Below are 23,309 nucleotides of genomic sequence, written 5' to 3' on the forward strand. Positions count from 1 at the left end.
GCTTCAGGGCAAGTCTGGGCATCGCGCAGTGGTTGAATGTCTCGCCATCTGCCCAGGAGTAAGAATGAACACCCTATTCATGCATTGCCGGCCAGGTTTCGAAGGTGAAGTCTGTTCCGAGATTTCCGACCTCGCCGCACAACTGAACGTGGCCGGTTATGCCAAGGCCAAGGCCGCCAGTGCCTGCGCCGAATTTGTCTGCACCGAAGAAGACGGCGCCGAACGCCTGATGCGTGGTCAGCGTTTCGAACGACTGATCTTCCCGCGCCAATGGGCCCGGGGCATTTTCATCGACCTGCCGGAAACCGACCGCATCAGCGTGATCCTCGCGCACATGGCGGATTTTCCGGTGTGCGGCAGCCTGTGGCTGGAAATGGTCGATACCAACGATGGCAAGGAACTGTCGAACTTCTGCAAGAAATTCGAAGTTCACTTGCGCAAGGCGCTGATGGCTGCCGGCAAGCTTGTCGAAGATGCTCATAAACCGCGACTTCTTCTGACCTTCAAAAGCGGTCGTGAGGTGTTTGTCGGTCTGGCGGAGTCGAACAACTCGGCGATGTGGCCGATGGGCATTCCGCGTTTGAAGTTCCCCCGCGAGGCGCCGAGCCGTTCGACCTTGAAGCTGGAAGAAGCCTGGCACCATTTCATCCCGCGCGATCAGTGGGACGAGCGCCTGCACAGCGACATGACCGGCGTCGACCTCGGCGCTGCGCCGGGTGGCTGGACCTGGCAACTGGTCAATCGCGGCATGCTGGTAACCGCCATCGACAACGGCCCGATGGCCGAGAGCCTGATGGACACTGGTCTAGTGCAGCACTTGATGGCCGATGGTTTCACCTTCAAGCCCAAGCAGCCGGTGGACTGGATGGTCTGCGACATCGTCGAGAAACCGGCGCGCAACGCCGCGATGCTGGAAGAGTGGATCGGCGACGGGCATTGCCGCGAAGCGGTGGTCAACCTGAAGTTGCCGATGAAACAGCGCTATGCCGAAGTGAAGCGATTGCTGGAGCGCATTGCCGATGGCTTCAAGGCTCGTGGAATCAAGGTCGAGATCGGCTGTAAACAGCTGTACCACGACCGCGAAGAAGTGACCTGCCATCTGCGCCGGCTGGACGTGAAGAAACCCAAGTCCCGCTGACACGCACGACCCTTGTGGGAGCGGGCTTGCTCGCGAAGGCGTCGTGTCAGTCGACATCAACGTTGCTGACGCACCGCCTTCGCGAGCAAGCCCGCTCCCACAGGTACGGTGCTAGCCAAAAGATGACGTTACACCCGGCAATGCGCGACAATGCCGGCAAGTTTCAGGAGTTGATCATGAGTGAAATGCTTGATACGCCGGTTGACGGCACCCTCGACGCCACCGGTCTCAATTGCCCTGAGCCAGTGATGATGCTGCACCAGCATATCCGTGACCTGGCACCCGGTGGCCTGCTCAAGGTGATCGCGACCGACCCGTCGACCCGTCGCGATATCCCCAAGTTCTGCGTGTTTCTTGACCACGAACTGGTGGCGCAACACGAAGACGCCGGTACCTATCTGTACTGGATTCGCAAGAAGTCCGATTAACGCGCCGCAAAAAAAAGACCTGCAAAAGCAGGTCTTTTTTTTGTTCGGTTATCCCGCCGAGCGGCTCATGCGAATCCGTTTGCGCGCACTGCGCGTCAGGCGGATTGACAGCATCAACGCCGCACAGCTCAAACCGGCAATCAGCCCTTCCCACAGCCCGTTCGGACCGCTGGCCGGACCGAACCAGTTGGTCAGCCCCAGCACGTAACCGACCGGCAGGCCGATGCCCCAATAGGCGAACAGCGTCAGGATCATCGTCACCCGAGTGTCCTGATAGCCACGCAATGCGCCCGCGCAAATTACCTGGATGGCATCGGAAAACTGGTACAGCGCGGCATACACAATCAGCATCGAGGCAATCTGGATCACAGCCTTGTCAGGCGTGTAGATCGAAGCGATAGGTTCGCGCAGGCACAAAATGAGCGTCGCCGAAAACGCCGCAAACACCAGTGCTGCACCAAGCCCGACCTTCGCCGCGAAGCGCGCCTGCCAAGGATTGCCGGCACCGAGTGCCTGACCGACCCGCACAGTCACCGCCATGCCCAGCGAGTAAGGAATCATGAACAGCAGCGAGCTGATGTTCAGGGCGATCTGGTGACCGGCCACTACTGTAGAACCGAGACTGCCGATCAACAGGGCGATGACCGCGAAGATGCTGGACTCGGCGAAGACGGCGATGCCGATCGGCAGGCCAATACTCATCAGGCGCTTTATCACGGCCCATTGCGGACGGTCGAAACGCACCAATACACGGGTGCGCGCATAGAACGGGGCCCAGAAAGTCCAGCCGGCCATGCTCAACGCCATGAACCACATCACGATGCCGCTGGCCCAGCCGCAACCAACGCCGCCCAGGGCCGGTGCGCCGAAATGGCCATAGATCAACGCATAGTTCAACGGGATGTTCAGCAGCAGGCCGCTCAAGCCAATGACCATGCTCGGACGGGTACGACCCATGCCATCGCTGTAGCAGCGCAGCACGTAATAGAAAGCCATGCCGGGAAAGCCGAAGGCGATACCGTGCAGGTAACCCATGCTCGGTTCAATCAACTGCGGATCGACTTTCATCCAGTGCAGGATCGGCTCTGCGCTGAGCAGCAGGCCACTGCCGATCAACCCGACACACAGTGCCAGCCACAACGCCTGGCGAACTAGTGGGCCGATCTCGTCAAACTGCCTGGCGCCAAAGCGTTGGGCGACTTTTGGCGTGGTCGCCAATAAAACGCCAGACATCAACAGGTAGACCGGAATCCAGATCGAGTTGCCCAGCGCTACCGAGGCCAGGTCCCGCGGGCTGACACGGCCGGCCATCACGGCATCGACGAAGCCCATGGCCGTGGTGGCCAGTTGCGCGACCATGATCGGCATGGCCAGGTTGAGCAAGCCTTTGAGCTCCACGCGTACGGGAGTCGTCCGCGCAGGAGCCGCGGCGACGGTGTTTTCAGTTACAGGATTCAATAGCAAAACGTCCAAAAGGGTTTTGATGCACAGGCGCGCATTCTACGCGTTGACGCAGTGGTCAGGAAAAGACCAGTGTTAGGGATTTGTAATCAGTTGCCAGCACCGTGCTAGGCGCGATGTGTCATCTACGCCTACACTGCCGATCCGCCAAAGGAGCCTGCCATGCTGATTGTTGCCGACGAAAATATCCCCCTGCTTGATGCCTTCTTCGAAGGTTTCGGTGAAATCCGCCGGGTGCCGGGACGCTCAATCGACCGCGCCACCGTCGAACAGGCCGATGTATTGCTGGTGCGTTCGGTGACCAACGTCAACCGCGCCTTGCTCGAAGGCAGCAACGTGCGCTTTGTCGGCACCTGCACCATCGGCACCGATCACCTGGACAGGGATTACTTTCAACAGGCCGGCATCACCTGGTCCAGTGCACCGGGTTGCAATGCCCGGGGCGTGGTCGACTATGTGCTCGGCAGTCTGCTGACCCTGGCCGAAATCGAAGGCGTCGACCTGACCCGGCGCACGTACGGCGTGGTCGGTGCGGGTGAGGTGGGCGGGCGACTGGTCAAGGTCCTGCAAGGGCTGGGCTGGAAAGTGCTGGTTTGCGACCCGCCACGGCAAGCCGCTGAAGGTGGCGATTACGTCAGCCTGGAAGAGATCATCGAGCAGTGCGACGTGATCAGCCTGCACACGCCGCTGACCAAACAAGGCTCGCAGTCGACCTGGCACTTGTTCGATAAAAAGCGTTTGAACCAACTCAAAACGGGCGCCTGGCTGATCAACGCCAGTCGTGGTCCAGTGGTCAATAACGCCGCTTTACGCGATGTGCTGTTGGAGCGCGAAGACCTGCAAGCGGTGCTCGATGTCTGGGAAGGCGAGCCGGAAGTCGATGTGGCGCTGGCTGAACTCTGCGTGCTGGCGACGCCGCACATTGCCGGCTACAGCCTCGATGGCAAGCAGCGCGGCACGGCGCAGATCTACCAGGCGTATTGCGATTTTCTCGGGCAACCAGCCCAAGTCAGCCTGAATGATTTGTTGCCGGCACCGTGGTTGTCGCAAGTGACCCTGAGCGCTGAAAGCGATCCGACCTGGGCGCTGGCGATGTTGTGCCGTGGCGTGTACGACCCGCGCCGCGACGATGCGGATTTCCGCCGCAGCCTTGTAGGCAGTGTGAGCGAGCAGCGTGCGGCGTTCGATGTGTTGCGCAAGAACTATCCATCGCGGCGGGAGATTGATGGGTTGCAGGTGCGGATTGATGGGGATGCGCCTGAGTTGCAGAGGATTGTGGCGGCGTTGGGTGCGACAACGCTCTAACGATACAAGCCTTGCAGACATAAAAAACCCGGCCATCATGGGCCGGGTCAATGAAGACGGTGGCTATATCACTCTTGTTCGGCAGGCTTGACCAATCGCTTTTCCAGCTCGCTGCAAGCTTGCTGGATCATGTCTTCAGTGATCGGTACTTCGCGGCCCTGTTCATCGATAATCGAGCATCCCAGAGACTGGTCTGGCTGCGTGCGGATCACTTGAATCTTGTCATCGCTGCTGTTTTGCAAGGACATGGCCTGTCTCCTCATCAGGTTGTGTGCTTACTGTAGAACCACCAGGTGACCAGGCTGTGACAACTCCCTGCGATCTCTCCGTGGCGGCAATACCAGTCCACCAGAAATACCGCGCCGTTGCCACCCGGACCTTAGACCAATAGCGTCTATGGCCTAGTCTTGGTGGTCATAATTAACCTGACTCATTGTGATTTACCAAGTTCCACTCCATTGATCGGTGTGGGTTGCCCCTTCAATAGCTCCACCCTGGATGATGTCCATGCTCACAGTTCGTCACCGCCGCGCCATTCGCCTGGCCAGCCGTTTCATCGCGCCTTATCGCTGGCACGCTTTCGGGGCCTTGCTTGCGTTGATTGTCACGGCGGGCATCACTCTGTCCATGGGGCAGGGCATTCGTCTGCTGGTGGATCAGGGTTTCATGACCCAGTCCCCGCATTTGCTCAACCAGACCATCGGTTTGTTCATGCTGCTGGTGATTGGCCTTGCGGTCGGCACGTTTGCCCGGTTTTATCTGGTGTCATGGATCGGCGAGCGCTGCGTTGCCGACATCCGCCGTCAGGTGTTCAATCATCTGATCTACCTGCATCCGGGTTTCTACGAAAACAACCGCAGTTCCGAAATCCAGTCGCGGCTGACCGCCGATACCACGCTGCTGCAATCAGTGATCGGCTCTTCGCTGTCGCTGTTTTTGCGCAATTTGCTGATGGTGATCGGCGGGATCGTCCTGCTGTTTATCACCAACCCCAAACTCACCAGCATCGTGGTGGTCGCTTTGCCGTTGGTGATCGCGCCGATCCTGATCTTCGGCCGGCGGGTGCGCAACCTGTCGCGCCTGAGTCAGGACCGGATCGCCGATATCGGCAGCTATGTCTCCGAAACCCTCGGCCAGATCAAGACCGTGCAGGCCTACAACCACCAGGTCCAGGACGAGCAGCGTTTTGCCGTGACCGTGGAGGAAGCGTTCAACACCGCGCGCAAACGCATTTTCCAGCGGGCCTGGTTGATCACTCTGGTGATCGTGCTGGTGCTGGGCGCCGTGGGCGTGATGCTTTGGGTCGGCGGCATGGATGTGATGGCCGGGCGAATTTCCGCCGGGGAGCTGGCAGCGTTTGTCTTCTACAGCCTGATTGTGGGCAGTGCGTTCGGCACCTTGAGTGAGGTGATCGGCGAATTGCAGCGCGCGGCTGGCGCGGCGGAACGCATCGCCGAATTGCTGCGTTCGGAAAACATCATCCTGCCACCGACGACTAATCTGGTGACCTTGCCCGCGCGGGTGAAGGGCGATCTGCTGTTGCAAGACGTGCGTTTTTCCTACCCGTCACGTCCCGAAAGCTTTGCCGTCGATGGCTTGAATCTGACGGTCAGGGCCGGCGAAACCCTGGCCTTGGTCGGACCGTCCGGCGCGGGCAAGTCGACGGTGTATGACTTGTTGCTGCGCTTCTACGACCCTGTTGAAGGCCGCATCCTGCTCGATGGCACGCCGCTGACCCAACTCGATCCGCTGGACCTGCGGCGCTGCTTCGCATTGGTCTCGCAAACCCCGGCGCTGTTTTTCGGCAGCATTGAAGAAAACATCCGCTACGGCAACCCCGGCGCGACGTTGGCCGAGGTCCAGGAAGCGGCAAAAATCGCCTACGCCCACGACTTCATCGAAGCGATGCCCAACGGTTATCAGACCCATCTGGGCGATGGTGGCCTCGGCTTGTCCGGCGGCCAACGCCAACGCCTGGCCATCGCCCGAGCGCTGCTGGTGGATGCGCCCATCCTGCTGCTCGACGAAGCCACCAGCGCCCTCGATGCCCAAAGCGAACACCTGATCCAGCAAGCCCTGCCGAGCCTGATGAAAAACCGCACGACCCTGGTCATCGCCCATCGGCTGGCCACGGTGAAAAACGCCGACCGCATCGCCGTGATGGATCAAGGCAAACTGGTGGCGGTGGGCACGCATCAAGAGCTGATCGCGAGCAATGCGCTGTATGCGCGGTTGGCGGCGTTGCAGTTCAATGATGGACATGAGGCTGCGTGAATGGGTGCTGCTGAATGCTGCCCGGTTCGGGCATTATGTCGTCTTCAGTCGTGAGCCCGGATGAGGATATGAGCCGTTACCAACCACCGTTGACCCTGACTTCAAAAATGTTGTCGCTGATCGCTGAAATCAGTGAGCAGATCGGTCAGCTAACGGCTATGGACGAACGCCTGCAGACTCCTCAGTTGCGTCGTGGCAATCGGATACGAACGATTCAGGCGTCCTTGGCCATCGAGAACAACACCCTTAGCGTTGAGCAAGTGACAGCTGTTCTCGCAGGGCAGCGCGTTCTGGGATTGCCTCGCGAAATCCAGGAAGTGCGTAATGCCTTCGCTGCTTACGAAGCCATGCCAGACTGGCAGCCCAGCAGTCGAATCGACTTGCTTCAAGCCCATGAGTTGCTGATGGGTGGATTGATTGACGATTTTGGCCAGTTTCGTCGAGCCGGTGTGGGCATCTACCGTGGCGACAAACTGGTCCACATGGCACCGCCGCCAAGTCGCGTTGCGCATTTGATTGATGACTTGTTGGCGTGGCTTGCCGCCTCTGATTGGCATCCATTGATCACAAGCTGTGTATTCCATTACGAGTTCGAGTTCATCCATCCCTTCGCCGATGGCAACGGCCGCATGGGGCGTCTTTGGCAGACACTGATACTCAGTCAGTGGCGTCCGGTATTGTCTTACTTGCCAGTCGAAGCGGTCATTCGGGACCAGCAGGACGCTTACTACACAGCGTTGTCAGCTGCGGATCAGTTGGCTGAATCGACTCCGTTCGTAGAGTTCATGCTGCAAGCACTGAGCACTGCGCTTGAGGAGGCAGTTCTTGGTGAGCCAACAAGCGACCCAGTAACTGATCCAGTAAGCGACCCAGTAAGGAAATTGCTTTCTACATTGCACCGTAACGGCCCGCGTAAAATCAGTGATTTGATGGCTGACGTCGGATTGGCCCACAAGGCGAACTTTCGGGCGAACTATCTCAGGCCTGCATTGGCGAACGAATTGATAGAAATGACCCATCCAGAATCGCCAAACAGTCCGGTTCAGAAGTATCGCCTGACTCAGCTTGGCGAACAGGCTGTCGCACAACTCAAGTCGGCGTAGACGCTTTGAATGCAACGAAAAATGCCCGCATCAGTCGATGCGGGCATTTTTGTCAGTGCGCCAGGCCAACGATCACTGATCGTCGAAATACCGCTCATGCCAATCCACGATCGGCTGTGGTGCGTTGAGCTTCTGGCCGTAGATCACCGAGTACGACAAGACGTTTTGCACGTACTGGCGGGTTTCGTCGAACGGGATGCTTTCAACCCACACATCGAAACTCAGGTGATCCGCGCCGCGCAGCCATTGGCGCACGCGGCCTGGGCCGGCGTTGTAGGCGGCGGAGGCGAGAACGCGGTTGCCGTTGAACTGGCTGTGGACCTGGCTCAGGTACGCGGCGCCGAGCTGGATGTTTTTGTCCGGATCGAACAACTGCTGCGGCGAGGCATACGGAATGCTGAACTTGCGCGCGGTTTCCTTGGCGGTGGCGGGCATCAACTGCATCAGGCCGCTGGCGCCGACACTGGAGCGGGCGTCGTCCATGAAGGCGCTTTCCTGGCGGGTGATGGCGAACGCCCAGCTTGGATGCAAGCCACGATTCTTCGCTTCACGCACCAACGTGTTGCGGTGGGCCATCGGGAAGCGGATATCCAGATCGTCCCAATATTGCGCCTGACTGATTGTGCGAATGGCCGGGAAATACCATTTCAGGTCGTAGGCCAGTTTTGCCTGGGCGACCATTTCGTCACGGCTGAAGTGGCGGCTGACGTGATACCACTCGCGTCGGCCATCGACGATCTGCCCTCGGGCGTGGAACTCCAGAGCGCGGCGTATACCGGGGGTGTTGCGCACTTTATTGATCAGCGCCTGGCTCATCACCAGCGGTTTGTTGTTCAACGAATAGGGCGATTGCGAGCGATCCGCCGCGAGAAATCCATAGAAGTCACGTTCGCGGGCGAGGCTTTTGTAAAGGGATTGCGGTTCCGGGCTTTGCGGTTGCGCCAGCTCCAGGGTGCGGGCCTGCCAGTAGCGCCAGCGGTTGGTGGTGGCCAGATCCTGTGGCAGACGGCGGGTCAACTGATAGGCGTCGTCCCAACGGGCCAGGCGCAATAACAGGCGCAAACGCCATTCGGACACGGTGTTGTCGCGCAATTCCGGGTCGTACTTGGTCATCATCTCCAGCGCACGGCTGTCGAAACGCTTGGCGAGCGTCAGCCCGATTTCTCTGGCGATGGCGACCTTTTCATCACGGGAGAAATGCATGCTGCTGGCGTACCCGTCCAGCAGGTTCATGGCCTTGTCGGGGTCTTGGCGAGCGAGGCGGCGCAGGCCAAGGCTGACCACGTCGGACATCGGTTCGTCGGCCGGAGTGAAGCGCGATGGCTGATTCAACAGTTCCGGGTTCTGCGCTACATCCACCAGCAAGCGGCCGCGAGGGGCGAGGGTGGTCAGGCCGTTGGTCAGGCTGTTGGCCAGTGGGTAATTGCGCGCCTGGGCCGCGAGTTTGGTGCGTTCCCAGCGTTTTTGTTCGGTCAGTTGGCCATCGGCGGCCCACATGCCGAACAGCGTGTCACAGGCTTCCGGTTGCGATTTTCCGGTCAGCCAGAGCTTGTTGGCGTTGGCATAACCTTCGGTTTTGAGGTTGTGGCTGATCTGGTATTGCGCATTCAGGCAATCCAGTTCGGTGAAATTCATTTTCGGATCGTAGTACTTGACGAACGTTGCCCAGTCGCCGCGCTCGGCCAGCCAGCGCAACCAGCGCAGTTTCATCCAGTTGGCTTGTGGCAGGTCGCCATGTTCAGCGAGGAATTTTTCGATTTCGGCATTGCTTGCGGTTTTCAGGCGCGCGGTCAGCTCGTCATACGCCAGGTACGGTTCCAGCGGATAATCGGCCAAGGCCTGGCTGTAACGGAAGTAAGGACCGCTATCGCCTTTGGCCAAGGCGCGCTTGGCTTCATCGTAATACTGGCGTTGGGTGGACAGGTCCACCGCTTGGGCGGTCTGAACGGCAGCGGCAGAGAGTAAAAAACAGGACAAAAGCTTGAAGAGGCGACTGCGCATGAGACGTCCGGGCATAAAAAACATGACAAGTGCGGGCGATGGCCACACTGAATTATCCGTAGCTTAGCCTTTTGCCAGCAGCAGGCGAAAGCTTTGCGGACCTGTCTGCATCAGTTCGCAACATTTGTTGTGCAGAGTGCTTCGACAGTGAAATTGCCGGCCTTCTGAAGCCTTGATTCAGGTAGAATGCGCGCCCGGTTTTTGGAGAAGCTCATGACCCTGCTCAAATTCAGCGATGTGTCCCTTGCTTTCGGCGCTATGCCGTTGTTGGACAAGGTGTCCTGGCAGATCGCCCGTGGTGAGCGGGTGTGCATCATCGGCCGCAACGGCACTGGCAAGTCCAGCATGATGAAGCTCGTCAAGGGCGACCAGAAGCCCGATGACGGCTCGGTTTGGCGCGCACCCGGCCTCAAGATTGGCGAATTGCCGCAAGAATTGCCGGTAGCCGACGAGCGGACAGTGTTCGACGTGGTGGCCGAAGGTCTGGACGGTGTCGGCGCCTTGCTCGCCGAGTATCACCACCTGAGCCAGAACTGCGTCACCGACGCCGACCTGGACAAGCTGATGCACGTCCAGCACGACCTCGAAGCCCGCGATGGCTGGCGTTTGCAGACCCTCGTCGACAGCACCCTCAGCCGTTTGCAGTTGCCGGCCGACAAGACCCTCGCCGAATTGTCCGGCGGCTGGCGTCGTCGCGTCCTGCTGGCCCAGGCTCTGGTTTCCGAACCGGACCTGCTGCTGCTCGACGAACCGACCAACCACCTGGACATCGGTGCGATCGCCTGGCTGGAAGAGGCGCTGAAGGATTTCCAGGGCGCCGTGCTGTTCATCACGCACGACCGTTCCTTCTTGCAAAACCTCGCCACCCGCATCCTCGAACTGGACCGCGGCGGCCTGATCGACTGGAACGGCGACTACGCCAGTTTCCTCGTGCACAAAGAAGCCGAACTGGCTGCTGAAGCCACCGCTAACGCGCTGTTCGACAAGCGTCTGGCTCAGGAAGAAGTGTGGATTCGTCAGGGCATCAAGGCTCGTCGTACCCGTAACGAAGGTCGCGTGCGTGCTCTGAAAGCCCTGCGCGTCGAACGCAGCGAGCGTCGTGAGCGTACCGGCAAGGCCAACATCCAGCTGGAAACCGCCGACAAGTCCGGCAAACAGGTGATGGTGCTCGATAACGTGAGCTTCGCTCACCCGGGCGGGCCGTTCCTGATCAAGGATTTCTCGATGGTGTTGCAGCGCGGCGACCGCATCGGTCTGCTCGGCGCCAACGGCACCGGCAAGACCACGCTGCTCAAACTGATGCTCAGCGGCCTGCAACCTACCAGCGGCAAGGTGGAAGAGGGCACGAAGATCGACGTCGCTTACTTCGACCAGTTGCGCCATCAGCTGGATCTGGAAAAGACCGTAATCGACAACGTCGCCGAAGGTCGCGACTTCATCGATATCGACGGCCAGAGCCGCCACGTGCTGAGCTACCTCGGCGACTTCCTGTTCAGCCCGCAGCGTGCCCGCACGCCGGTCAAGGCGCTGTCTGGTGGTGAGCGTGCCCGTCTGTTGCTGGCCAAACTGTTCAGCAAGCCGGCGAACCTGCTGGTACTCGACGAACCGACCAACGACCTCGACGTCGAAACCCTCGAACTGCTGGAAGAGGTCTTGCTGACCTTCAACGGCACCGTGCTGATGGTCAGCCACGACCGGGCATTCCTCGACAACGTGGTCACCAGCACTCTGGTCTTCGAAGGTGAAGGCAAGGTTCGCGAATACGTCGGTGGTTATCAGGACTGGCTGCGTCAGGGCGGTTCGCCGCGTCTGTTGGGCGTGACCGAGAGCAAATCCGGCAAGGCCGACTTGAACTCCGCTGTGGTCAAGGCCGAGCCTGCGCCAGTTGCGGCGGCGGTCGAAGCGCCTGCGAAGAAAAAGCTCAGCTACAAGTTGCAGCGCGAGCTGGAAGCGTTGCCAGGGCAGATCGAAGCCATGGAGCAGCAGATCGCTGCCGTTGAAGCGCAGATGGCGGATGCCGGTTTCTACCTGCGTCCGGCTGCCGAAACCGCTGCGGTGATCGCCCAGCTGTCACAGTTGCAGGCTGAACTTGACGTGATGGTCGAGCGTTGGGCTGAACTGGATGCCTGATTGATCCTGCAATAAAAAAGCCCGGCGCTCAGTGATGAGCGCCGGGCTTTTCATATGGAATGCAATCTGCGGGTTGCCGCAGATCCAGTGTGGGAGCGGGCTTGCTCGCGAAGGCGGTTTAACATTCAACGAATGGGTCGTCTGTCACACCGCTTTCGCGAGCAAGCCCGCTCCCACAATGGTTTGTGTTATCAGCTTTTGTTTTGCAGGCGCACCGCCAGCACATCGCAAGGCGCACCGTGCAGGACGTCGTTGGCGGTGGAGCCCAGCAGCAGTGCCAGGCCATGCCGGCCATGGCTGCCCACCACGATCAGGTCGCAGGTCTGTTCCTTGGCCAGATGGTGAATCTCCTGGCGTGGCTGGCCGTAGGTCAGGTGACTGTATTCCTTGGAGAGCTCCGGATATTTCAGGATCAAGCGGTCGAGTCGCTCCTTGGCCTGGTCGAACTGCTGTTGTTGCAGTTGTGACAGGTCCATTGGCACATCGCCGCCAAAGGCCATGGCCATCGGTTCGACGATGTGCACCAGGGAAAGCTTCGCACCGTTGCTCACCGACAGCTCGCGAGCCCGGTGGATTACAGGGTCGCACTCTTCGGTTAGATCTACAGCGACCAGAATATGGTTGTAGGGCATGAGGTGCTCCTCCTGAGAAATGCAATATTGGTAAGTATGGCTGGTTTCAAGCGCATTGGTTCCAAAGTGACTCAATGCGCTCATTCAAAATCGGGAGTACAGATATGACGGTCTGGATAGTGGTGTCAATCCTGCTGGTGGTTCTCAGTCCGCTGGCATGGTTGCGGCCGTCTCGCCATCAGAGTGGCCGGATGGCCCTGCGCATGGAGGCGCGACGCATCGGGCTGGCCATGCAGCTTGCGCCTCAGGAATGGCCGCACTGGCTCGGTCAGGAGCCGCCGAACCCCTGCGCGCAGTACCATCGGCCACGACGCGGCACGCAGCCTGCCTGCTGGAGTTACTGGCAGAAATCACCGGGTCTGTGGGTCAATCAGTGGCAGGAAACCTGCGAAGATCTGGCACTGCTCAATCATTTCGAAAAATTGCCGGACAACGTCTACAAGGTCGAGGCCGATAGGCAGATGATCGCCTTGTATTGGGGCGAGAAGGGCGAAGCGGCGGTTTTGCAGGACATCGATGTGCTGTTGAAAGCATTGGCATGACATCAATCGCGTTTCGCACTGCAAGGGTGCGAAACGCCAGGCAATAAAAAGCCCGACAACAACATCGGGCGGGTTGGCCAGGCAGGCCGGTAAATTCGCTGTGGGCTGATCTTACGCCGGGCATTCGCCAAAAGCGTTCAAATTTTTCCTTCAGGTTCCGCCAGCGTAGCTCGTTAAACGCGGGCTGCCGTGAATTAGGGCGACTTTTCTAATGATTGATCCTATGAATGGCAGCACATGCACCTGCGTGTTAGAGATCTTCGCGTTACGGAAGTGACCGCAAAGTCGCGTTGCAACCCGCATTTTGGGCGATTGACAATTGCCGGAAATTCCGTGAAGGTGGCGTACCCAAATCAAACGGGCGTATGAATTGAGCGTTTGTATTTCAGACCGCTCCTACAGAATCCCGACTATCGCGTTGGCGGGTGTGCCGGGTGGATTGGCGTAGCATTGACGATTGACGTCCTGCCAGCCATTCGCCTGCGTCCGACGTGTACTGTTCAGCTTCCATATCGTGGAGATCAGTTGATGATTTACGAAGGTAAAGCCATCACGGTTAAGGCTCTTGAAAGTGGCATCGTCGAACTGAAGTTCGACCTCAAGGGTGAGTCCGTCAACAAGTTCAACCGTCTAACCCTGAACGAACTGCGTCAGGCCGTAGACACCATCAAGGCAGATGCTTCGATCAAGGGTGTGATCGTCAGCAGTGGCAAGGACGTTTTCATCGTCGGCGCCGACATCACCGAATTTGTCGACAACTTCAAGCTGCCGGATGCAGAGCTTGTTGCTGGCAACCTCGAAGCCAACAAGATTTTCAGCGATTTCGAAGACCTCAACGTCCCGACTGTGGTTGCCATCAACGGCATCGCTTTGGGTGGCGGTCTGGAAATGTGCCTGGCGGCGGACTACCGCGTCATGTCTACCAAGGCCAAGATCGGTCTGCCGGAAGTCAAGCTGGGCATCTACCCGGGCTTCGGCGGTACCGTGCGTCTGCCGCGCCTGATCGGTGCCGACAACGCGATCGAGTGGATTGCCTCCGGCAAGGAAAACCGTCCTGAAGACGCGCTGAAAGTAGGCGCCGTCGATGCCGTGGTTGCGCCTGAGAAGTTGCAGGAAGCGGCCCTTGAGCTGATCAAGCGCGCCGTCTCCGGCGAGTTCGACTACAAGGCCAAGCGTCAACCGAAGCTGGAAAAGCTGAAGCTGAACGCCATCGAACAAATGATGGCTTTCGAAACCGCCAAAGGTTTCGTGGCCGGTCAGGCTGGCCCGAACTACCCGGCGCCGGTTGAAGCGATCAAGACCATCCAGAAAGCCGCGAACTTCGGTCGCGACAAGGCTCTGGAAGTCGAAGCTGCAGGTTTCGTCAAACTGGCCAAGACCTCTGCCGCGCAGAGCTTGATCGGTCTGTTCCTGAACGATCAGGAACTGAAGAAAAAGGCCAAGGCCTACGACGAAATCGCCAAGGACGTGAAGCAGGCTGCCGTACTTGGCGCCGGCATCATGGGTGGCGGTATCGCCTATCAGTCGGCGTCCAAAGGCACGCCGATCCTGATGAAGGACATCAACGAAGCCGGTATCGAGCAGGGTCTGGCCGAAGCCGCCAAACTGCTGGTTGGCCGCGTTGATAAAGGCCGCATGACCGCCGCGAAAATGGCTGAAGTGCTCAACGGCATCCGTCCAACCCTGTCCTACGGTGATTTCGGTCACGTGGACCTGGTGGTTGAAGCCGTCGTCGAGAACCCGAAGGTCAAGCAAGCGGTACTGGCTGAAGTTGAAGACAAGGTCAAAGAGGACACCATCCTCGCGTCCAACACCTCGACCATTTCCATCACCTTGCTGGCCAAAGCCCTCAAGCGTCCGGAAAACTTCGTCGGTATGCACTTCTTCAACCCGGTGCACATGATGCCGCTGGTGGAAGTGATTCGTGGCGAGAAGTCCAGCGAGCTGGCTGTTGCAACTACCGTTGCCTACGCCAAGAAAATGGGCAAGAACCCGATCGTCGTCAACGACTGCCCGGGCTTCCTGGTCAACCGCGTATTGTTCCCGTACTTCGGCGGTTTCGCCAAGCTGGTCAGCGCCGGTGTGGACTTCGTCCGTATCGACAAGATCATGGAAAAATTCGGCTGGCCGATGGGCCCGGCGTACCTGATGGACGTGGTCGGCATCGACACCGGCCACCACGGTCGTGACGTGATGGCGGAAGGTTTCCCGGACCGCATGAAGGACGACCGTCGCTCGGCCGTTGACGTGCTCTACGAAGCCAAGCGCCTGGGTCAGAAGAATGGCAAGGGCTTCTACGCCTACGAGACCGACAAGAAGGGCAAGCAGAAGAAAGTGGCCGATCCTTCGGTACTGGAAGTGCTCAAGCCAATCGTCTTTGAACAGCGCGAAGTCACTGACGAAGACATCATCAACTGGATGATGATCCCGCTGTGCCTGGAAACCGTCCGTTGCCTGGAAGACGGCATCGTCGAAACCGCTGCCGAAGCCGACATGGGTCTGGTCTACGGTATTGGTTTCCCTCCATTCCGTGGCGGTGCGCTGCGCTACATCGACTCGATCGGTGTTGCAGAGTTCGTTGCCCTGGCTGACCAGTACGCTGATTTGGGCGCGCTGTACCACCCGACCGCGAAGCTGCGCGAAATGGCCAAAAACGGCCAGAGCTTCTTCGGTTAAGCGCCCCCAACTAGAGTGAGAGTGAACTTATGAGCTTGAATCCTAGAGACGTCGTGATTGTCGACTTCGGTCGTACTCCGATGGGCCGCTCCAAGGGCGGCATGCACCGCAACACCCGCGCCGAAGACATGTCGGCGCACCTGATCAGCAAACTGCTGGAACGCAACGTCAAGGTTGACCCGAGCGAAGTCGAAGACGTGATCTGGGGCTGCGTCAACCAGACCCTGGAGCAGGGCTGGAACATCGCGCGCATGGCGTCGCTGATGACCCAGATCCCGCACACCTCGGCCGGCCAGACCGTCAGCCGTCTGTGTGGCTCGTCCATGAGCGCGCTGCACACTGCTGCGCAAGCGATCATGACCGGCAACGGTGACGTGTTCGTCGTCGGCGGCGTAGAGCACATGGGCCACGTGAGCATGATGCACGGTGTCGATCCGAACCCGCACATGTCTCTGTACGCGGCGAAAGCCTCGGGCATGATGGGCCTGACCGCTGAAATGCTGGGCAAAATGCACGGCATCACTCGCGAACAGCAGGACGCTTTCGGCGTGCGCTCCCACCAACTCGCCCATAAAGCGACCGTGGAAGGCAAGTTCAAAGACGAAATCATCCCGATGCAGGGTTACGACGAGAACGGTTTCCTGAAAACCTTCGACTACGACGAAACCATTCGTCCGGAAACCACCCTGGAAAGCCTGGCGGCATTGAAGCCAGCGTTTAACCCGAAGGGCGGCACCGTGACAGCCGGTACTTCGTCGCAGATCACCGATGGTGCTTCGTGCATGATCGTGATGTCGGCGCAGCGTGCACAGGACCTGGGCATTCAGCCTCTGGCGGTGATTCGCTCGATGGCAGTGGCAGGTGTGGACCCGGCGATCATGGGCTATGGTCCAGTACCGGCCACACAAAAAGCATTGAAGCGCGCAGGTCTGAGCATTTCCGACATCGACTTCTTCGAGCTCAACGAAGCTTTCGCCGCACAGGCCCTGCCAGTGCTGAAAGATCTGAAAGTGCTCGACAAGATGAACGAGAAGGTTAACCTGCACGGCGGCGCTATCGCCCTGGGCCACCCGTTCGGTTGCTCCGGTGCGCGTATCTCGGGCACTTTGCTCAACGTGATGAAGCAAAATGGCGGCAACCTCGGGGTAGCCACCATGTGCATTGGTCTCGGCCAAGGTATCTCCACCGTCTTCGAACGCGTTTAAGCGTTTCGTCGATGGAAGCCGGGGCCAAGTGCCCCGGTTTTTGTTTTTCCGGATTTATTTTTGTTTTTATTTTGAAAAAATTTGAGTGAGGGCCAAAGCATGCCGATACAACCTGGGCTCTACCAACATTACAAAGGTCCGCAGTACCGCGTATTCAGTGTTGCGCGGCATTCGGAAACCGAGGAAGAAGTGGTCTTCTACCAAGCCCTGTATGGCGATTACGGCTTTTGGGTACGTCCCTTGAGCATGTTCCTGGAGTCGGTCGAAGTTGACGGCGAACAGGTGCCACGCTTTGCTTTGGTGCAGGTCGAAGAAAGCCTTTTTACCAAGCCATAAGCTGAGTTCGCGCTAACCCCTGCGCTTGACCTCATCTTGTTGCCACTATATATAGCGGTGCCGCGTCAGGCGCCAACCGCCTTTCACTTCTCGAATTCAGGAATTTTCTGATCCATGGGCAAATCGCTGGTCATTGTGGAATCCCCGGCTAAGGCCAAGACCATCAACAAGTATTTGGGCAACGAATACGTGGTGAAGTCGAGTATCGGCCATATCCGAGACCTGCCCACCAGCGGTTCGGCTAGCGCCAGCAAAGAGCCAGCCGCCAAGCGCGGCAAGGCTGCTGCGGGCGAAGCGCCGGCCTTGTCGCCTAAAGAAAAGGCGCGCAAGCAGCTGGTCGCGCGCATGGGGGTCGATCCGGATCATGGCTGGAAAGCCAAGTACGAGATCCTCCCGGGCAAGGAAAAGGTCATCGAAGAGCTGCGCAGGCTCGCCAAAGATGCTGACACCATCTATCTCGCAACCGACTTGGACCGCGAGGGGGAAGCCATTGCCTGGCACCTGCGCGAAGCCATCGGTGGTGACGACACCCGCTACAAGCGCGTGGTGTTCAACGAAATCACCAAGAAGGCGATTCAGGAAGCCTTCTCCAAACCAGGCGAGCTGGATATCGATCGCGTCAACGCCCAGCAGGCGCGTCGTTTCCTCGACCGCGTCGTGGGTTACATGGTTTCGCCGTTGCTGTGGGCCAAGATCGCCCGTGGCTTGTCCGCCGGCCGTGTGCAATCGGTTGCCGTGAAGCTGGTGGTTGAGCGTGAGCGTGAAATTCGCGCGTTCATCCCGGAAGAGTACTGGGAAGTGCACGCTGATCTGGGCACCGCCAAAGGCGCGACCGTGCGTTTCGACGTGGCTCGCGAGAAGGGCGAAGCGTTCAAACCGCTCAACGAAGCCCAGGCGATGGCCGCGCTAGAGAAGCTCAAGGCTTCCAGTTACAGCATCGTCAAGCGTGAAGACAAACCGACCAGCAGCAAGCCGTCGGCACCGTTCATCACTTCCACTCTGCAACAGGCCGCAAGTAACCGCCTGGGCTTCGGTGTGAAGAAAACCATGATGATGGCCCAGCGTCTGTACGAAGCCGGCTACATCACTTACATGCGTACCGACTCGACCAACCTCTCGGTTGATGCCGTGGCGATGGCTCGTACTTATATTGAAGGCGAGTTCGGCAAGAAGTACCTGCCGGAAAACCCGAACGTCTACAGCAGCAAGGAAGGCGCACAAGAGGCTCACGAAGCGATTCGTCCTTCCGACGCCAATACCGAGCCAAGCAAGCTGTCGGGCATGGAGCGTGACGCAGAGCGCCTCTACGAGCTGATCTGGCGCCAGTTCCTCGCTTGCCAGATGCTACCGGCGCAATACCTGTCGACCACGGTCACTGTCGGTGCCGGCGACTTCGAGCTGCGTGCCAAGGGCCGTATTCTCAAATTCGACGGTTACACCCGTGTGATGCCGCAAATCGCCAAGCCAGGCGATGACGATGTACTGCCGGACATGGCCCAGGGCGACGCGATGAAGCTGATCAAGCTTGATCCGACCCAGCACTTCACCAAGCCGCCGGCGCGTTACTCGGAAGCCAGCCTGGTAAAAGAAATGGAAAAACGCGGCATCGGTCGTCCTTCGACCTACGCGGCAATCATTTCGACCATCCAGGACCGTGGCTACGTGGCGCTGCACAACCGCCGTTTTTACTCGGAAAAGATGGGCGACATCGTCACCGAGCGTCTGTCCGAAAGCTTCTCCAACCTGATGGACTACGGCTTCACCGCCGGCATGGAAGAACATCTCGATGACGTGGCCCAGGGCGAACGCGACTGGAAAAACGTGCTCGACGAATTCTACGGCGACTTCAAGAAGAAGCTCGAAGTAGCCGAAAGTCCGGAAAGTGGCATGCGTGCCAACCAGCCGGTAATGACCGACATTCCGTGCACGACTTGCGGCCGTCCGATGCAGATTCGTACCGCATCGACTGGCGTGTTCCTCGGTTGCTCAGGCTACAGCCTGCCACCGAAAGAGCGCTGCAAGGCGACCGTCAACCTCGTACCAGGCGATGAAATCGCTGCGGATGACGAAGGCGAGTCGGAATCGCTGGTATTGCGTGGCAAGCATCGCTGCCCGATCTGCAGCACGGCGATGGATGCCTACCTGCTCGATGAGAAGCGCAAGTTGCACATCTGCGGTAACAACCCGGATTGCGATGGCTACGAAATCGAAGAGGGCACCTATCGCATCAAAGGCTACGAAGGTCCGAGCCTGGAGTGCGACAAGTGCGGCAGCGAGATGCAACTCAAGACCGGCCGTTTCGGCAAGTTCTTCGGTTGCACCAATCCCACCTGCAAGAACACCCGCAAACTGCTGAAGAGCGGTGATGCGGCGCCGCCGAAGATGGACCCGGTGAAGATGCCTGAGCTGAAATGCGAAAAGGTCAACGACACCTACATCCTGCGCGACGGTGCGTCCGGCCTGTTCCTGGCGGCCAGCCAGTTCCCGAAAAACCGCGAGACCCGTGCGCCGCTGGTCATGGAAATCATCCCGCACAAGGATGAGATCGATCCGAAGTACCACTTCCTCTGTGAAGCACCGAAGAAAGATCCGGACGGCCTCCCGGCTGTGATCCGTTACAGCCGCAAGACCAAAGAGCAATACGTGCAGACCGAAGTCGACGGCAAGCCGACTGGCTGGAAAGCGTATTACGACGGCGGCAAGTGGACCGTTGAAGACAAGCGTCCAGCTGCGAAGGCTTAAAGCATCGCGGTAACTGAAAAGGCCGCATGACAACCCTTGGGGTTTTCATGCGGCCTTTTTGGTGCTCCTGTAAAAAGGAGGGCTTGCGATCAGATCGGGTGATCCACGACACTGTCCGACCTGTGTGAAGCAATTATTTCGCTGTGGAGGCTGCCGTCATGGCCCACGAACTCTATACCCGTACCAACCAGAAGATTTATTTCGCCGGCCTGTCGCTGGAAGCGCTCGCCAAGGCTGAAGAGGGGCGGGCGATGAATTCCCTGGCGCTGATTCAGGCTAACCGCGAATCGGCGTTGTTTCACCTGTACGGCGCGCTGCTGGGGCTGTGTCACGAAATCGCCGGATTCTATCGTTTGCCTCAGGCCAATGCGGCCCGGGCAGAATCTCTGCTGACTCGCGAAGTGCTGGACAGCATCGCCATTCCTGAAATGGCCGAGATGGTCGAGCTCGCCAACAATGCGGAAACCTGGCTGGCCAAGCTGCTGGCGGCTAATGCTGTGCTGTTTCAGCCACCAAGGGCGCCGCGCAAGCCTAAAGGTGACGTGACACAGCCGCTGATCGTGGCAGTCAACCTGGATGAAGAAGAGGCGCCCCAAGAGCTGAGTCGTGAGGAGCTGGAGAGCTGGCGTCAGAACCTCAAAAGCCTGGCGATCCGCTTTCGCGAAGGCTTGAACGAGTGCTGAAATAGGGAATGTTTTAACGGATGGCCTACAAGGCTATCCGTTCAGGGAAGAGTGTTGTCAGAAATTTCTCTTCGTGATGGCATCTGGTCAAGATCCCGAGCGAAGCCTGGCTGATGCCTATATAATCCCCGCCTTTCGTGGAGAACCAACCTTTATGCCAACGTCCTTTCTAGAAATTGTCGAGTTGCCAGACGGCCGTATCGAGCTGCGTAGGGCCGAGGACGAGGGTTCTCTGGTTACTTTGGATTTCTCCGAGGACGCCAAAGCATTCCTGCAAGGTCAGCATGTCGAAGTCGCCAAAGCGATGTTGAGTGTTGGCGTTCAGATGGCCGGACGCTTGGTTGAAGGTGAATTTGAGAAGGAAGAGGGTTCACGGGTTCTTCATTGATACCCGTCCGTCGAATTTATCCACTACCGCTCCAGATCGGCTTCTCTATCCTTTGAGAAGCCCTGCGTTGTTCACCGCGCCCCCTAACCCAATCGAATGTTCAGGCTTTGTGCGTCCCCGGTCCGGGCGGCGCTGACTAGCTGTTGCCGCGAAGTAGTGCTCAGCGGATTGAGCCAGCTGACGACCGTGTGACTGCGACCGAGACGAAGGGCTTCGCAGGTCAATTGCTGGGCACTCTGGGTTCCGCGTGGTTGCAGTATCAGAATGCGTTCGCGATTGAGGCCGGCATCCCGTAACCAGGTCTGGGTCAGGCTGGCAGGTGGGGCGATTAGTGTCAGCCAGCGCGCGTCTTGATCGTCGCTCAATTCCCGGAGGATTGGAGCCAGAAGGTTCAGGCAGTTCCCGGCTGCACCACGCAGAGACAATTCACTGAAAACCTCGGGTTCGGCGCTCCAGGGCGACTCGACCACTTCCTTCAGAATCGGCGCCATTGGCGCCAGGAATGCCTCGAACAGCAGTGGCAGTTGGGCTTGCTGTGATGTGTGTGGGAACTGCATAAAGCCTCCTTTAGCGGCGAATCACGCCAACGCTCAAGCCTTCGATCACCAGTTCCTGATCTTTAAGGTTTACTTCGATAGGGGCGAAATCCGGGTTTTCGGCAATCAGCCAGACCTTGCTGCCGTCACGCTTGAAACGCTTGACGGTCACTTCGTCACCGATCCGCGCAACCACGATCTGGCCATTGCGGGCCTCGCGGGTGGTATGGACGGCCAGCAGATCGCCGTCGAAAATACCCACGTCCTTCATGCTCATGCCGTGCACCCGCAGCAGATAGTCAGCGCGTGGATGGAAGAAAGCAGGATTGATGTTGCAGGACTCTTCAACGTGTTGCTGGGCGAGGATCGGCGCGCCGGCCGCCACTCGACCAATGATCGGCAAGGTGGAGTCATCGGCCTTGGCTTCGAAGCCCGGGATGCGAATTCCGCGGGATGCGCCCGGGGTCATTTCGATCGCGCCCTTGCGGGCCAGTGCCTTGAGATGTTCTTCCGCCGCGTTGGGCGATTTGAAACCCAGTTCCTGAGCGATTTCCGCACGGGTCGGAGGGTAGCCGTTGTCTTCCAGGCAGCGTTTGATGAAGGCCAGAATCTCGGCTTGGCGTGGCGTCAGCTTTAGCATATTGATCGCTCTGTTTTTTTATACAGTGACTGGGATTATATACAGTGAAGCGGTCTTGGCAATGCCCGTTTTTTTGCCCGCCGCCAGACGGTCGATCAGCCTGCTGATTGAAGCTTTGCGGTTGTATGGTTAAATGTCTGACTGACCATTCCCAAAACGAACTGCCAGGCTTGACAAGGCACAGGCTGAAACGTATGTTTCAAACAAGTGTTTGTCAGGCGGAGTAGCCATGGCCCAGTCGGAAACCGTTGAACGCATTCTTGATGCTGCCGAGCAGTTGTTCGCGGAAAAAGGTTTCGCTGAAACCTCATTGCGTTTGATCACCAGCAAGGCCGGTGTCAATCTGGCGGCGGTGAACTATCACTTCGGTTCGAAGAAGGCGCTGATCCAGGCGGTTTTCTCACGATTCCTCGGGCCATTCTGCATCAGCCTCGATAAAGAGCTGGAGCGGCGCCAGGCCAAGCCTGAAATCAAGCCCTCGCTCGAAGAACTGCTGGAGATCCTCGTCGAGCAGGCCCTGGTGGTTCAGCCGCGTAGTGGCAACGATTTGTCTATCTTCATGCGGTTGCTGGGGCTGGCCTTCAGTCAGAGCCAGGGGCATTTGCGTCGTTATCTGGAAGACATGTACGGCAAGGTATTTCGCCGCTACATGATGCTGGTTAACGAAGCCGCACCGCGTATTCCTCCAATCGAATTGTTCTGGCGCGTGCACTTCATGCTCGGTGCGGCGGCGTTCAGCATGTCCGGCATCAAGGCGCTGCGTGCAATTGCCGAGACCGACTTCGGGGTTAACACCTCCATCGAGCAGGTCATGCGTCTGATGGTGCCGTTCCTCGCGGCCGGCATGCGTGCAGAGTCCGGTGTTACCGACACGGCCATGGCTACTGCGCAGTTGCGTCCACGTAGCAAATCGACACCGGTTGCCGCCAAGGTTTGACCGCGCACGGGTGGGCGCGGCAGCTTACATCCGCTAAGCTAGCCGCCCATGCCGACTCTCGTTTTTAATCCGCTCCCAATTTTTATCGCCGACCTGCCGGGCACAGCCCTTGGCGGCGTATCGGCGCGAGCCGGATTTATCGTTATCAAGGA

Annotated in this window: 20 protein-coding genes; 14 read left to right on the forward strand and 6 right to left on the reverse strand. The window is 58.6% G+C overall.

All coding sequences use genetic code 11. The features are described from left to right. Window positions 1-64: 64 nt before the first annotated feature. Window positions 65-1,138: a 23S rRNA (cytidine(2498)-2'-O)-methyltransferase RlmM gene (rlmM, locus tag V6Z53_RS11540; protein WP_338585624.1), complete on the forward strand. Its 1,074-nt coding sequence runs from the start codon at window positions 65-67 to the stop codon at window positions 1,136-1,138. 176 nt (window positions 1,139-1,314) lie between these two features. Further along, window positions 1,315-1,566: a sulfurtransferase TusA gene (gene tusA / locus V6Z53_RS11545; RefSeq protein WP_338585625.1), complete on the forward strand. Its 252-nt coding sequence runs from the start codon at window positions 1,315-1,317 to the stop codon at window positions 1,564-1,566. A gap of 48 nt (window positions 1,567-1,614) precedes the next feature. Here tusA and V6Z53_RS11550 read toward each other — a convergent pair whose 3' ends face one another. Next, window positions 1,615-3,024: an MATE family efflux transporter gene (locus tag V6Z53_RS11550; protein ID WP_338585626.1), complete on the reverse strand. Its 1,410-nt coding sequence runs from the start codon at window positions 3,022-3,024 to the stop codon at window positions 1,615-1,617. Between the two features lie 165 nt (window positions 3,025-3,189). On the opposite strand from V6Z53_RS11550, the gene pdxB reads away from it, so the two are divergent. Continuing rightward, complete coding sequence (gene pdxB, locus V6Z53_RS11555) at window positions 3,190-4,332, forward strand: 4-phosphoerythronate dehydrogenase PdxB (protein WP_338585627.1); 1,143 nt, start codon at window positions 3,190-3,192, stop codon at window positions 4,330-4,332. A gap of 68 nt (window positions 4,333-4,400) precedes the next feature. Here the strand turns inward: pdxB and V6Z53_RS11560 are convergent, their stop codons facing one another. Next, complete coding sequence (locus tag V6Z53_RS11560) at window positions 4,401-4,580, reverse strand: PA1571 family protein (RefSeq protein WP_150701097.1); 180 nt, start codon at window positions 4,578-4,580, stop codon at window positions 4,401-4,403. 250 nt (window positions 4,581-4,830) lie between these two features. On the opposite strand from V6Z53_RS11560, the gene V6Z53_RS11565 reads away from it, so the two are divergent. Further along, window positions 4,831-6,606, forward strand: coding sequence for an ABC transporter transmembrane domain-containing protein (locus tag V6Z53_RS11565; RefSeq protein ID WP_338585628.1), 1,776 nt, complete (start codon window positions 4,831-4,833; stop codon window positions 6,604-6,606). Window positions 6,607-6,674: 68 nt separating this feature from the next. Further along, window positions 6,675-7,709: a Fic family protein gene (locus V6Z53_RS11570; protein WP_338585629.1), complete on the forward strand. Its 1,035-nt coding sequence runs from the start codon at window positions 6,675-6,677 to the stop codon at window positions 7,707-7,709. Between the two features lie 72 nt (window positions 7,710-7,781). On the opposite strand, the gene V6Z53_RS11575 is transcribed toward V6Z53_RS11570, so the two are convergent. Beyond that, on the reverse strand, window positions 7,782-9,710 hold the full coding sequence (locus V6Z53_RS11575) for a transglycosylase SLT domain-containing protein (protein ID WP_338585630.1): 1,929 nt from the start codon (window positions 9,708-9,710) through the stop codon (window positions 7,782-7,784). Window positions 9,711-9,923: 213 nt separating this feature from the next. Here V6Z53_RS11575 and V6Z53_RS11580 point away from each other — a divergent pair, with 213 nt between their 5' ends. Continuing rightward, a complete protein-coding gene (locus V6Z53_RS11580; protein ID WP_338585631.1) occupies window positions 9,924-11,840 on the forward strand; it encodes an ATP-binding cassette domain-containing protein in 1,917 nt (638 codons plus the stop codon). Window positions 11,841-12,031: 191 nt separating this feature from the next. Here V6Z53_RS11580 and V6Z53_RS11585 read toward each other — a convergent pair whose 3' ends face one another. Then, on the reverse strand, window positions 12,032-12,472 hold the full coding sequence (locus tag V6Z53_RS11585; protein WP_338585632.1) for a universal stress protein: 441 nt from the start codon (window positions 12,470-12,472) through the stop codon (window positions 12,032-12,034). Between the two features lie 104 nt (window positions 12,473-12,576). On the opposite strand from V6Z53_RS11585, the gene V6Z53_RS11590 reads away from it, so the two are divergent. The 7 genes from V6Z53_RS11590 (at window position 12,577) to V6Z53_RS11620 (ending at window position 21,044) form a co-directional block, all read left to right on the forward strand. Further along, window positions 12,577-13,014 (forward strand): hypothetical protein, encoded by a 438-nt coding sequence (locus V6Z53_RS11590; RefSeq protein WP_338585633.1) that lies wholly within the window; start codon window positions 12,577-12,579, stop codon window positions 13,012-13,014. Window positions 13,015-13,542: 528 nt separating this feature from the next. Further along, on the forward strand, window positions 13,543-15,690 hold the full coding sequence (gene fadB, locus V6Z53_RS11595) for a fatty acid oxidation complex subunit alpha FadB (RefSeq protein ID WP_338585634.1): 2,148 nt from the start codon (window positions 13,543-13,545) through the stop codon (window positions 15,688-15,690). Window positions 15,691-15,719: 29 nt separating this feature from the next. Continuing rightward, complete coding sequence (gene fadA / locus V6Z53_RS11600; protein ID WP_150701104.1) at window positions 15,720-16,895, forward strand: acetyl-CoA C-acyltransferase FadA; 1,176 nt, start codon at window positions 15,720-15,722, stop codon at window positions 16,893-16,895. Between the two features lie 99 nt (window positions 16,896-16,994). Further along, window positions 16,995-17,231, forward strand: coding sequence for a DUF1653 domain-containing protein (locus tag V6Z53_RS11605; RefSeq protein ID WP_075946000.1), 237 nt, complete (start codon window positions 16,995-16,997; stop codon window positions 17,229-17,231). Between the two features lie 114 nt (window positions 17,232-17,345). Next, the gene (gene topA, locus V6Z53_RS11610) at window positions 17,346-19,973 is read left to right on the forward strand and encodes a type I DNA topoisomerase (RefSeq protein WP_338585635.1); all 2,628 of its coding nucleotides are present in this window, start codon (window positions 17,346-17,348) and stop codon (window positions 19,971-19,973) included. Window positions 19,974-20,131: 158 nt separating this feature from the next. Then, window positions 20,132-20,656 carry a DUF6586 family protein gene (locus V6Z53_RS11615; RefSeq protein WP_338585636.1) on the forward strand — a complete coding sequence of 175 codons (525 nt, stop codon included), beginning with the start codon at window positions 20,132-20,134 and terminating at the stop codon, window positions 20,654-20,656. A gap of 154 nt (window positions 20,657-20,810) precedes the next feature. Next, the gene (locus V6Z53_RS11620; protein ID WP_223442005.1) at window positions 20,811-21,044 is read left to right on the forward strand and encodes a hypothetical protein; all 234 of its coding nucleotides are present in this window, start codon (window positions 20,811-20,813) and stop codon (window positions 21,042-21,044) included. A gap of 83 nt (window positions 21,045-21,127) precedes the next feature. On the opposite strand, the gene sulA is transcribed toward V6Z53_RS11620, so the two are convergent. Together sulA and lexA are read right to left on the reverse strand one after the other, a co-directional pair. Next, window positions 21,128-21,601, reverse strand: a complete 474-nt coding sequence (sulA, locus tag V6Z53_RS11625; RefSeq protein WP_338585637.1) for an SOS-induced cell division inhibitor SulA — start codon at window positions 21,599-21,601, stop codon at window positions 21,128-21,130. 10 nt (window positions 21,602-21,611) lie between these two features. After that, window positions 21,612-22,220 carry a transcriptional repressor LexA gene (lexA, locus tag V6Z53_RS11630; protein WP_338585638.1) on the reverse strand — a complete coding sequence of 203 codons (609 nt, stop codon included), beginning with the start codon at window positions 22,218-22,220 and terminating at the stop codon, window positions 21,612-21,614. A gap of 229 nt (window positions 22,221-22,449) precedes the next feature. Here lexA and V6Z53_RS11635 point away from each other — a divergent pair, with 229 nt between their 5' ends. Then, window positions 22,450-23,157 carry a TetR family transcriptional regulator gene (locus V6Z53_RS11635; protein ID WP_338585639.1) on the forward strand — a complete coding sequence of 236 codons (708 nt, stop codon included), beginning with the start codon at window positions 22,450-22,452 and terminating at the stop codon, window positions 23,155-23,157. The last annotated feature ends 152 nt before the right edge of the window (window positions 23,158-23,309 follow it).

This window comes from Pseudomonas sp. MAG733B (assembly GCF_036884845.1).
GTDB lineage: Bacteria > Pseudomonadota > Gammaproteobacteria > Pseudomonadales > Pseudomonadaceae > Aquipseudomonas.